Consider the following 11490-nt stretch of genomic DNA (forward strand, 5'->3'; position numbering starts at 1 on the left):
GGATGAAAGGACCACAGCCGTGTCGAAGACTTCCGCCGCTCTTGCCCAGGACCTGTTCTACACCCGCACCGAGATGGATGAGGCTCGGGTCGCCAGCCTTGTGGCAGAAAAGCTGTCCGGGCTCGACGACGGCGAGCTGTACCTCCAGTACACGCTGTCCGAGTCCTTCGGCTTCGACGACGGGCGGCTGAAGAGCGCTACCTTCGACACGACGCAGGGCTTCGGCCTGCGCGGCGTGCTGGGCGAGACCACCGGCTTTGCCCACGCCAACGAACTGTCCGAGGACGCCATTCGCCGCGCGGGCGACACGGTTGCAACCATCCGCACCGGGCGCGAGGCCCGCTGGGCCGACGCCCCGGCGCGCACCAACCGGATGCTCTATCAGCCGGACAACCCGTTCGACGGCTTCTCCTTCGAGACCAAGACCAAGCTGCTGGCGGACATCGACGCCTACCTGCGCAACAAGGACCCGCGCGTGGTGCAGGTTTCGGCCTCGCTCATCGGCTCGTGGACCGTCATCGAGATCCTGCGGCCGGACGGCTACCGCGCATGGGACGTGCGCCCGCTGGTGCGCCTGAACGTGCAGGTGATTGCGCAGGACGGCGACCGGCGCGAGTCCGGCTTCGAGGGGCTGGGCGGCCGCCACGACTACTCCCGCCTGCTCTCCCCCGCCACCTGGCAGGGCGCGGCGGACGAAGCCCTGCGGCAGGCGCTGGTGAACCTTCAGGCCGTGCCCGCGCCCGCGGGCGAGATGACCGTGGTGCTCGGCCCGGGCTGGCCGGGCGTGCTGCTGCACGAGGCCATCGGTCACGGCCTCGAGGGCGACTTCAACCGCAAGGGCTCCTCGGCCTTCTCGGGCCGCATCGGCGAGCGGGTGGCCGCTCCCGGCGTGACGGTGGTGGACGACGGCTCGCTGGAGTGCCTGCGCGGCTCGATCACCATCGACGACGAAGGCACGCCGACGGAGCGTACCGTCCTGATCGAGGACGGCATCCTCAAGGGTTACATGCAGGACCGCATGAACGCCCGCCTGATGGGCGTGAAGGCCACCGGCAACGGACGGCGCGAAAGCTTCGCCCACGCCCCGATGCCGCGCATGACCAACACCTTCATGCTGGCGGGCGACCGCGACCCTGCGGACATCCTCGGCTCGGTGAAGAAGGGCATCTACGCCAAGACCTTCGGCGGCGGACAGGTGGACATCACCTCGGGCAAGTTCGTGTTCTCGTGCACGGAAGCCTATGAGCTGGAAGACGGCAAGCTGGGCCGCCCCCTCAAGGGCGCGACCCTCATCGGCAACGGGCCGGACGTGCTGACCCGCGTGAAGGCCATCGGCAACGACCTGGCGCTGGATCCGGGCATCGGCGTGTGCGGCAAGGGCGGCCAGTCGGTCCCCGCAGGCGTCGGCCAGCCGACCCTGCTGATCGAGGGCCTGACCGTCGGCGGCACCGGCTGATCAATCAAGCCCTTTCTGGAACGAAACAGTCTCCCGAGCATTCTACTTCACGGGCCCCGATCCGCTTTCGGGGCTCGTAAAACAGATGCGGGAGACACGCTTGCCAGACCTACCGGAAGAAACGGACTGGGTTGAAGTGGGACGCTTCAGCAATCTGGCCGAGGCCCAACTCGCCAAGGCCATGCTGGAAGCCTACGGCCTGACGCCCGGTATTGAAGGTGAAAACAGCGCCCATGTGCTGGCCGGTGTGGACCCGACCATGCATGGCGTCATTCTCCACGTTCCGGTGCAGGAAGCCGAGCAGGCGACCCTGCTGCTGAGGGAAAGCCCGCCGCCCGAGGGTGCGGATGACGTGCCGGAGAGCTGACGGCGAGCCGCCTGGAAACGCCGGTCAGGCCCGTCTCAACGGACGCATCGATCGGCATCACAGTTGGCCTGCCGCCCCGATTCGCGCGAATGTTGCTAAAAACATGAGACGTAATTCGGCTGATTTCCGCCATATTCAGGGCAGGCGTCAGACGAACGGTGTTCTGCCGGGCCGTACAAATCCCCTTGAGAAACAATTCCTTTCTCCAGGCATTTGACAAAAAGGCTTGGCAATAATCAGACGGCGCCCGGACCGGTGCCTGACGACACCATTGTCGAACGAGCCAACGATGGACTACCCTCTAGTGAGCGAGGAGGGAAATACCATGAGCTTGAAGATGGTCCCGATCCCGCGGGAGGACTACGACGCCCTATCTTCGGTTTTGGCGCATAATACCTTGCTGGCAGGTGAACTGGCCGGCGATCACCGAAAATTCTTTGCATTTGTTGATGACGACGGCTGGCGGGTTGCTGTCGGCAGCATGGAAATTCACGGGGATGCTGCGATCCTGCGCTCGTTCCTCACGACGAGCTGCCATCATGGCCAGGGGCTGTGCGGCACCATGCTGGAAGAACTGGCAGCCTGCGCACGGCGCGAGGGTGTGAAGACCCTCTATCTCTTCACGGATGATGAAGAAGACATCTTCTCCCAATACGGCTTCATGCCGTGCGAGGTGAAGACAGCACCCGACGTGCTGCGGGATTCGGCCCAGTTCACGGCCATGTGCAAGTCAGGCGACTTCATGATGCGCCAGCTCTAAGCGCCGCGCATTCCTGTGTCTCCGGACCAGACGCCAGAAGACCAGCCCCCGAACCGGGCGCTGCCAACCGTTGCCCTTGCGCTGGGCGGCGGCGCCGCCCTGGGCTGGGCGCACATCGGCGTGGTGCGCACCCTCGTGGAGCGCGGCGTGCGCATCGACGCCGTGGCGGGCACCAGCATCGGCGCGGTGGTGGCAGCCTGCATTGCCGCCAACAAGCTGGATGCCCTGGAAGAGCTTGCCCTTTCCGCCACGTCGCTCACCGTGCTGCGCTATCTGGACGTGAGCTTCCGGGGCGGGATGCTGGGCGGGCGCACCATCGAGCGGCAGCTGCGCCGTCATTTCGACGGCCTGCTGATGGAGGACCTGCCCCTGCCCTGCGCCACGGTGGCGGCCGACCTCATCTCCGGCTCGGAGATCGTGCTGCGGGACGGCCCGGTGGTGGAGGCGGTGCGCGCATCGCTGGCCATTCCCGGCATCTTCAAGCCCGTCCTGCGGGAGGGGCGCATGCTGGCGGACGGCGGACTGGTCAATCCGGTGCCGGTCTCGGCCGCGCGGATGATCAGCGCCTGCCCGGTCATCGCGGTCAATCTGCAGGGCGACTATGTGCACCGCGCCGCCGCCGCCGGTTTCCGCAAGGCGGCCGGTACGGCCCGCGTCTCCGCCATCCGCACCACCCGCGCCTCGCTCGGCCTGCTGCTCTCGTCCCTCGCCAATCATGTGCTGGCAGCGAACCCGGCAGATCTGGTGATCACGCCCGCGATCGGCCACATCGACGTGGGGGATTTCACCCGGGCCGAAGACCTCATTCAGGCGGGCCGACGCGCGGCGGAAGCGGCGTGGGGCCAGATCGAAGCGCTCGATACGCGCTAGATGCATATAATTTAGTCATAAAACTTTTGATGCACAATTAATGTGCAAATCTCTGGGCCTGATTGGGCCGCAGCCTTTCCCTCATCCTTGGTAATCCGCGCAGTTTCAGTCACTGCCCCGGTTTGGCACGCCTCCTGCAATGCACCCTCGAGCCGGCGATTTCCGATCCGCCGGTCAACAGGGAGGCGGGCATGAAACTGATCACGGCGATCATTAAGCCCTACAAGTTCGATGAGGTGCGCGACGCGCTCACCGCCATCGGCGTGGAGGGAATGACTGTTACCGAGGTGAAGGGCTTCGGCCGGCAGAAGGGTCAAACCGAGATTTACCGGGGCGCGGAATATTCCACCAACCTGATGCCCAAGCTGAGGCTCGAACTGGTGGTGGCCGACGACATGGCAGAGCGCGGCATCGAGGCCATCCAGCATGCGGGACGGACCGGCACCATCGGCGACGGAAAGATCTTCGTCACCGACGTGTCGGAGGTGGTGCGCATCCGCACCGGCGACCGCAACGAGCTGGCTCTGTAGGACAAGGGTAGCAACATGCAGAAACTTCTTCGTCACTTTGCAGGCGCTGCGGCCGGTCTCGGCACGGCGCTGGCCGCCGGAGCGGCCTTCGCCCAGGACGCCGCGGAGGCAACGCCTGTCATCGACACCGGCGACACATCCTGGATGCTGATCTCCACCGTGCTGGTGGCCATGATGATCGTGCCGGCCCTCGGCCTGTTCTACGGCGGCCTCGTGCGCACCAAGAACATGCTCTCGGTGCTGGTTCAGGTCTTTGCCATCGGCTGCCTGATGATGATCCTGTGGGTGCTGTACGGCTACAGCCTGGCATTCACCGAGGGCAACGCCGTCTACGGCGGCCTCTCCAAGGCGTTCCTGGCGGGCATCACGCCTGACAGCGTCTCCGGCACCATTCCGGAACTGGTCTTCGTCTGCTTCCAGATGACCTTCGCGGCACTGACCCCGGCGCTGATCGTCGGCGCGTTTGCGGAGCGCATCAAGTTCTCGGCGCTGCTGATCTTCTCCGCGCTGTGGTTCACTTTCTCCTACATACCGATGGCCCACATGGTGTGGGGCGGCGGCTGGCTGCAGGGTGACGGCGCGCTGGACTTCGCGGGCGGCACCGTGGTTCACATCAACGCGGGCGTTGCCGGTCTGGTCGGCTGCCTGATGCTCGGCAAGCGCATCGGCTACGGCCGGGAAGCCATGCCGCCGCACTCCCTGACCCTGACCATGGTGGGCGCCGCCCTGCTGTGGATGGGCTGGTTCGGCTTCAACGCCGGTTCGGCAGCCGCTGCGGGCGGCGGCGCGGCGCTGGCCATGATCAACACCTTCACCGCAACCGCCGGCGCGGCTCTGGCCTGGCTGTTCGTGGAATGGGCCGTGAAGGGCAAGCCCTCGCTGCTCGGCATCGTCTCGGGCGTCATCGCCGGTCTGGTGGCGGTCACTCCGGCCGCGGGCTTCGCCGGTCCGGTCGGCTCGATCGTCCTCGGCGCGGTTGCTTCGGTGATCTGCTTCTTCTTCTGCACCACCATCAAGAACAGGTTCGGCTATGACGACTCGCTGGACGTGTTCAACATCCACGGCGTCGGCGGCATCGTCGGCTCGATCCTGACCGGCGTGCTTGTGGCCCCGTCCCTCGGCGGCACCGGCATCGACGGCTTCGACATGGGCTCGCAGCTGTGGACCCAGACCGTGGCCACCGTGGTCGGCATCGGCTGGAGCGCCATCGTCTCGCTGATCCTGTTCTTCCTCATCGACAAGACCATCGGTCTGCGCGTCAGCACCGACGAGGAACGGGAAGGCCTCGACCTCTCCTCGCACGGCGAGCGGGCCTACCACTACTGATCCTGATCATCCCCATAGCGTGAACACTTCAAAGGGCTGGGAGCCGCAAGACCTCCAGCCCTTCTTTTATGTGTTCAGGACTTCTGCTCGCCCGGCTTGCTCTCGTCTTCAGAGAGGCGCGAGCGGATACGGGGCGGGGCCTGCGCGTCGGGGAAGGCCGGGAGATACCAGCCATAGACCATGGCACCGGAGCGCAGCAGGAAAGCTGCCGAGAAGGCGATGACCATGGCGTAGCGTGGCATCACACCCAGCGTCACCAGCAGCGCATAGCTGCCCGCACCGAGAATTGCCGCCGTGACGTAGATTTCGCGCTTGATGATGGCCGAGGGCTCCCGTGCCAGCACATCGCGGATGACGCCGCCGAAGCAGGCGGTGAGCATGCCCATGATGGCGGCGATCAGCGGATGGACCCCAACCGCCAGCGCCTTGGAGGCACCGAGGATGGCGTAGCCGGACACCCCGACGGCATCGAGCCACAGCAGCGCCTGCTCGCGCCAGCGCCGCGGGCCGCCGGTAAACCAGACCAGCACCGCCATGGCGAGGCACACCGCCACATAACCGGGGCTGCGGACCCAGAACACCGGCACATCAAGCAGCACGTCACGCAGCGTGCCGCCGCCGACGCCGGTGACCGCCGCAAAGAAGGCGAAGGTGATAATATCGCCCCGGATCTTGGCGGCGGCCAGAGCCCCCGTCGCCGCAAAGACGGCAACGCCCGCATAGTCCAGCGCCATGAACACGTTTTCCGGTGCAACCACGTGCGACCTCCCCCTTAGATCCGCGACAGTGCCCCCCCTGTCGCGATCACTTAACGCCGCGAGTCGATGCGGAGAAAACGTCAGAAAACGGTCAGGACCAGCTTGCCGCGCACGTGACCGGCTTCGCTGAGGCGGTGCGCCTCGGCAATGTCTTCCAGCGGCATGGTCCTGATCTCGGGCAGCGGGATCTTGCCCTCTGCCACCAGCGCGGCCAGTTCGGCCATCTGGCCGTTGTCCGGGCACACCATCAGGCGCGTCGCGGACAGGTCCTTGTGCGCGCACTGATCATGGTCCGGCGCATCGACAAGGCCGACGATCGCGCCGCCGGGCTTGATCACCTCGTAAGACAGTCTGAGCGCCTCGCCGCCGACGGCATCAAGCACCACGTCAACGCCGTCCGGCGCGAGGGCCATGATCTGCTCCTTCACGTCGGCCGCGCGGTAGTCCACCACCGCCGACGCGCCGAGGCCGCGCACATAGTCCGCATTCTCCGGGCGCGCGGTTCCGATCACGGTTGCGCCGCGCTGGCGGGCAATGCCCACGGCCCAAGAGCCGACGCCGCCGGCAGCAGCATGGATCAGGACCGTCTGGCCAGCCTCAAGCCGGGCGAACTCCACCAGCGACTGCCATGCCGTCAGGCCCGCCACCGGCAGGCTTGCGGCCTCAACATCATCAAGGTGCGAAGGGGTTGGCGCCACCTGCTCGGCGGGAACGCTGACGTATTCGGCGCAGGCGCCCCACTGGAATACCGGCTTCTTGGTGAAGGCCATGACGCGCATGCCGGGCGTGAAGCCGGTGACGCCCTCGCCCGTGGAGACGACCTCTCCCGCCGCTTCCCAGCCGGGGATGATGGGGAAGGCATAGGGACGGCTCTTCAGCAGCCCTTCCCGCACTTTCCAGTCCAGCGCGTTGACGCCGGCAGCCCGTACACGGATCAGGACTTCGCCGGAGGCAAGCTCCGGCATGGGAAGGTCTCCGATATTCAGAAGCTCCGGACCACCGAACCGTGCGTAATAGGCTGCCTTCACAACCGCCTCACATGTTGCCTTGTTTCAACTGCTCCATCAGGCCCGCCACAGGGCCCAGATCGTACCCGGCCGCACCGGCCTGCGCCGCCAGTTCCTGCGGATCGCCGCCCGCCTTGGCCTGCGCCAGCGCCCACAGCGTGGAGGAGCGCATGCCCGAGCGGCAATAGGCGAGGATCGGCCCCTTGCCTTCCGCCAGCACCGCCGCGGTCTGGTCGATGTGATCCATCGTCAGGCCGCCGCCGCGCAGCGGAATGTAGTGATACTCAAGGCCCGCAGCCTGGGCTGCCTCGGCCATCGCCTCCCCGCTTGGCTGGCCCGGCTCCTCGCCGTCCGGCCGGTTGTTGATGACGACAGTATACCCCTGCGCTGCCGCCGTGGCCATGTCCTCCGGTTGCAACTGGCCTGCGACCGCGAAGCCGGGCGTCAGCACACGAAACATATATTACCTCCCGCTTTGGAGCCTGAACTCATGCCACCTATATTAAGTGTTTGACACTTCGTTGCCAGCGAGATCGCATCCGAACTCGCTCAGGAAGGCCAGAAAGGGCTTCGAGCATGAACCTGCCGAATCTTCTTTGTGTGCTCAGGCTGCTTCTGGCGCCGATCGCGGCCGTTCTGATCCTGCGGAACGAGACGGCCTGGGCAGCGGGACTGTTCGCGACATGCGCCATTACCGACGCCGTTGACGGCTATCTGGCCCGCCGGTGGAAGCAGATCACGCTGCTGGGGCAGATGCTGGACCCGCTGGCGGACAAGGCGCTCATCAACCTCTCGTTCCTTGCGGCCGCCGCCGGCGGTTATCTGCCGTGGTGGCTGGCGCTGCTGGTGCTGGGCCGGGACATCCTCATTCTGGCAGGCGCGGTCTCCAGCCGGATCTTCGGCCTTGGCCACGACCTGCTGCCGCTGGCCATCGGCAAGATCTCAACCTTCCTCCAGATGGGCCTGATGCTCGCCATCCTGATTGCCGCCGCCGAGACGCCGCCTGCATTCGTGGTGCCCAATTCGCTGGTGATGGCGGTGACCATCACCACCGTCGCATCGGGCCTGCTCTATGCCGTGAGTTGGCTGATGCACCTGATGCGCCACCGCCAGCCGGTGCCGTAAACGGAGGCCTCGGGCGACGAAAAGGGGCGCCGCCCTGATGCCGACGCCCCTTTTTTTCATGCGGGTCTGCTGGCAGGTCTGTTGGATTGTCGCCCTACGCGTTGAGCTGAAGACGGGCGATGTACTGGCTGACGGCCGGGCCGATGTCCTCGCGCTCGATCGCGAAGGCGATGTTGGCCATGATGTGGCCCGCCTTGTCGCCGCAGTCGAAGCGCGTGCCCTCGAAGTGCAGGCCGTGGGTCGGGATGACGGTCAGCGCCTTGGCGATGGCGTCGGTCAGCTGGATTTCGCCGCCCGCGCCTGCCTGCTGGTTGTCGAGAATGTCCAGCACCACCGGCTGGAGGATGTAACGGCCGATGACCGCCGTGCGCGAGGGCGCGACCGCCGGATCGGGCTTCTCCACCATGCCGTTGATTTCGACCAGGTTGCCCTTGGTCTCACCCGGCGTGATGACGCCGTAACGGTTCGTGTGCTCCTGCGGCACGTCCGTGACGGCGAGGATGTTGCCGCCCACCTGCTCGTAGGCTTCGACCATCTGCTTGAGGCACGGAACGTCCCCCTTGATGAGGTCGTCCGCCAGCAGCACGGCGAAGGGCTCGTTGTGAATGAGATGGCGCGCGCACCAGACGGCGTGACCCAGACCCAGCGGCTCCTGCTGGCGGGTGTAGGCGATGGAGCCCGGCGGTCCGGGGATCTCGCGCAGCTCGGTCAGAACGCTGTTCTTCTCACGGTTGCTGAGGATGCCCTCCAGCTCCGCCGCGTAGTCGAAATGGTCTTCGATGGCGGTCTTGCCCCGGCCGGTGACGAAGATGATTTCCTCGATTCCAGCCGCCCGCGCCTCTTCCACCGCGTACTGAATGAGCGGCTTGTCGACGACCGGCAACATTTCCTTCGGCATGGCCTTGGTGGCCGGAAGGAAGCGCGTGCCAAGCCCGCCCACGGGGAAAACTGCGATTCTGACGGGTTTCATCTTACTCCTCTCACGCCGTTGTGCGGGTAACGCCCGAGTGACGTTCCGTGGCAGCCTGGCCATGACGCTCAGGTTACTGCCACGGTTCCGTGTCGCCTACTTGGTGCGATATGCCCCCAAGGGCAAGGGGTTAGAACTGCCTTAGCAAACGCAAATAGTAATCTCGCTCGGCTGCGCTGCGGCGGGGATCGGCCGCCTTTTCCTCAAGCTCGGTCCGGATGGCGTCCACCATGCGGCGTTCGCTGACGTCCGGCAGGCGGAATTCCGGCCCCAGCCCGCCGCCGCTGAACCGCCCCAGCGGATCAAGACTGTTGCCCTGACTACCGCGCGACATGCCGCCCTGAGCCTGACCGGATGCCTGCGCCTGCCGCTGCAACGCCTCCTGCGCGTCGGCCAGGGCTTCCATGGCCCGGCTCTGGGCCTGAAGTGCCGCTTCCACCCGTCCTTGCGACAGGGCATCGACCGCCGCCGTCATGGCCGCCTGCGCCTCGCCGAGGGCCGAGGGCGCACTGGCGCCCGCCGCCTTCAACTGGCCAGACAGGATGCCTGCCTGCCCCGAGAGCTGCGACTGGGTCTGGCCAAGGCGCTGAAGGGCCTCGCTGCCGCCGCCCAGCGCGTTGCTGAGCCCGGCCCCGATGGTCTCTCCCAGCACCTCGCGCTGCTGGGTTTCCAAATCGCGCAGACCGGACATGGCCTGATCGATGGCCAAGGGGCCGCTGCCGCCCATGCCGCCCGCCGACTGGAGGTTCTCCACCAGCGACCGCAGGGTCTCAAGCGCGCGCCGTGCCCCGGCCTCGTCTCCCGCCGCCATGCGCTCCCGCAGGTCCGACAGCAGATCGCCCAGGGTTCCGGCATCGACCATCCGTGTGTTGCCGGACATGTCTGCCCCGTTGGGGGACATGGGCGGGGCCTCGCTCATCATCTGGCTGAGGTAGGCCGCGAGCGTCTGGAGAAGCTGCTCGGAGAGCTGGGACATCTCCGCCTCGCTCGCCTGCCCCATGCGGGCGGCCAGTTCATCCAGACTGCGGCGTAAGTCCTGAAGCTGACGTCCGCGATCCCCTCCCTCCACGGCCACGGCCACATCCCACAGCACGCGGGCGACGGACCAGCCGCGCGGGTCTTCCCGATCGTAGCGCAGACGCCAGAAGGCGCTGCGCAGGCCGGTAAAGACGCTGAAGTCTCCGTTGTAGGCGCCGATCTCGCTTGCGGCCTCGGTCAGCTTCTTGCCCGCCAGCGCCCGCGCCGACGGCTGGGCGAGCAGCTCCTTGCGAATTGCAATGATGCGCTTGGCGAACGGGTGGTTGAAGCGCCGCTCGGGCAGGCGCAGGTTCAGGGCCTCGCTCGCGCCCCGGTTTCCGGCGGCATCGACGGCGACAAGCCGCAGCTGCACCGTCTCTCCGGCCCACGGGTCAGGCGTGAAGTCCATGTAGAGCACGCCCTCGCCCTGCTGGGGCGGCGCGGACGGTGTGAAGGTGCGGGTTTCCTCCTCCCGCGTCACCTCGAAGAACCAGCGGGTCGGCCCGAAATCGTCAGAGATGCGGTAGGGCAGGCGCAGCGCCTGCGTGGCGGTGAGCGCGGGCTCGCCAGTCAGCGCCACCCGGGGAGCCTTGTCGGGCACCAGCGTGATGTCCAGCACCGCCACCGTCCGCAGCCCCTGCCGCACGCGCCAGACGCCGCCGGCGGCAACCTTGGTGCTGACGGATTGCCCGTCCGCCACCTGCTGGAAGGCGAGCCGGTCCCCCTCGGCGGGAGACAGCGAGAGTTGCCTGTCCGTGCCGCGCGCGACGAGGCGCATGGTGCTGCCCGCATAGGCCGGGAAGGCGATGCGCCCGTCTCCCGCCACCGTGTGGAAGGCGACGGGGCGGCCCGTGTAGGGCGGCGGCGTGACGGCGATCTCGACAGTGACGCCTGCTAGCGAGGTGATGTAGGGCGACAGGGCATCGCTGATGCGCCAGCGCGCGTCCTTGCCCGCAACGAGCGTGCCGAGGATGAGCCCCAGCACCACCAGCGCACCCAGCCCCCAGCGATCGGCCGAGACCACATCGAGCCGGGGCAGCGGCAGCCGGGCGCGTCTTGCGGCGATGGAGGCATCGGCCTGCGCGCGCTCCCAGAGCTGTCCGGAGAGCGGGTCTTCCTCCTGCACCGTGGCGGGGCGATCGTTCAGCAGATCGAGCAGGCCGCGCGGCAGGGCGGAGCGCGCCTCGACCAGCGCCAGCCCCTGCCGCAGCGAGGGCCATTCGATCTCGCGCCACAGCCGCCACAGCGTCCAGAACATGAAGATGCTGACGGCCAGCAGGCACAGCCAGCGCACAAGGCCGGGC

General features: G+C 66.8%; 12 protein-coding genes. 7 read left to right on the forward strand and 5 right to left on the reverse strand.

Annotation, left to right across the window (positions count from 1 at the left end; all coding sequences use genetic code 11):
- Positions 1-73 precede the first annotated feature (73 nt).
- The 6 genes from tldD to VIG90_RS09855 all read left to right on the forward strand — a co-directional run bounded on the left by tldD (position 74) and on the right by VIG90_RS09855 (position 5309).
- Positions 74-1456: a metalloprotease TldD gene (gene tldD / locus VIG90_RS09830; RefSeq protein WP_331593340.1), complete on the forward strand. Its 1383-nt coding sequence runs from the start codon at positions 74-76 to the stop codon at positions 1454-1456.
- Positions 1457-1556: 100 nt separating this feature from the next.
- The gene (locus tag VIG90_RS09835; protein ID WP_331593327.1) at positions 1557-1823 is read left to right on the forward strand and encodes a hypothetical protein; all 267 of its coding nucleotides are present in this window, start codon (positions 1557-1559) and stop codon (positions 1821-1823) included.
- 325 nt (positions 1824-2148) lie between these two features.
- A complete protein-coding gene (locus tag VIG90_RS09840; RefSeq protein ID WP_331593329.1) occupies positions 2149-2583 on the forward strand; it encodes a hypothetical protein in 435 nt (144 codons plus the stop codon).
- Between the two features lie 15 nt (positions 2584-2598).
- Positions 2599-3453 carry a patatin-like phospholipase family protein gene (locus tag VIG90_RS09845; RefSeq protein WP_331593331.1) on the forward strand — a complete coding sequence of 285 codons (855 nt, stop codon included), beginning with the start codon at positions 2599-2601 and terminating at the stop codon, positions 3451-3453.
- A 191-nt stretch (positions 3454-3644) separates the two neighbouring features.
- The gene (locus tag VIG90_RS09850; protein ID WP_331593332.1) at positions 3645-3983 is read left to right on the forward strand and encodes a P-II family nitrogen regulator; all 339 of its coding nucleotides are present in this window, start codon (positions 3645-3647) and stop codon (positions 3981-3983) included.
- A 15-nt stretch (positions 3984-3998) separates the two neighbouring features.
- Positions 3999-5309 carry an ammonium transporter gene (locus tag VIG90_RS09855; RefSeq protein WP_331593333.1) on the forward strand — a complete coding sequence of 437 codons (1311 nt, stop codon included), beginning with the start codon at positions 3999-4001 and terminating at the stop codon, positions 5307-5309.
- 74 nt (positions 5310-5383) lie between these two features.
- Here the strand turns inward: VIG90_RS09855 and VIG90_RS09860 are convergent, their stop codons facing one another.
- The 3 genes from VIG90_RS09860 to VIG90_RS09870 form a co-directional block, all read right to left on the reverse strand.
- On the reverse strand, positions 5384-6067 hold the full coding sequence (locus tag VIG90_RS09860) for a trimeric intracellular cation channel family protein (RefSeq protein WP_331593334.1): 684 nt from the start codon (positions 6065-6067) through the stop codon (positions 5384-5386).
- An 80-nt stretch (positions 6068-6147) separates the two neighbouring features.
- Positions 6148-7032 (reverse strand): NADP-dependent oxidoreductase, encoded by an 885-nt coding sequence (locus tag VIG90_RS09865; protein WP_331593335.1) that lies wholly within the window; start codon positions 7030-7032, stop codon positions 6148-6150.
- A 70-nt stretch (positions 7033-7102) separates the two neighbouring features.
- Positions 7103-7534, reverse strand: a complete 432-nt coding sequence (locus VIG90_RS09870) for a TIGR01244 family sulfur transferase (RefSeq protein WP_331593336.1) — start codon at positions 7532-7534, stop codon at positions 7103-7105.
- Positions 7535-7650: 116 nt separating this feature from the next.
- Here VIG90_RS09870 and VIG90_RS09875 point away from each other — a divergent pair, with 116 nt between their 5' ends.
- Entirely contained in the window at positions 7651-8199 is a 549-nt protein-coding gene (locus VIG90_RS09875; RefSeq protein WP_331593337.1) for a CDP-alcohol phosphatidyltransferase family protein, read from the forward strand.
- A gap of 94 nt (positions 8200-8293) precedes the next feature.
- Here VIG90_RS09875 and galU read toward each other — a convergent pair whose 3' ends face one another.
- Complete coding sequence (gene galU / locus VIG90_RS09880; RefSeq protein ID WP_331593338.1) at positions 8294-9169, reverse strand: UTP--glucose-1-phosphate uridylyltransferase GalU; 876 nt, start codon at positions 9167-9169, stop codon at positions 8294-8296.
- A 130-nt stretch (positions 9170-9299) separates the two neighbouring features.
- The coding region (locus VIG90_RS09885; protein ID WP_331593339.1) for a DUF4175 family protein at positions 9300-11490 on the reverse strand (2191 nt) is incomplete at its 5' end.

It is taken from the genome of Pedomonas sp. (genome assembly GCF_036515995.1).
GTDB lineage: Bacteria > Pseudomonadota > Alphaproteobacteria > Sphingomonadales > Sphingomonadaceae > Pedomonas.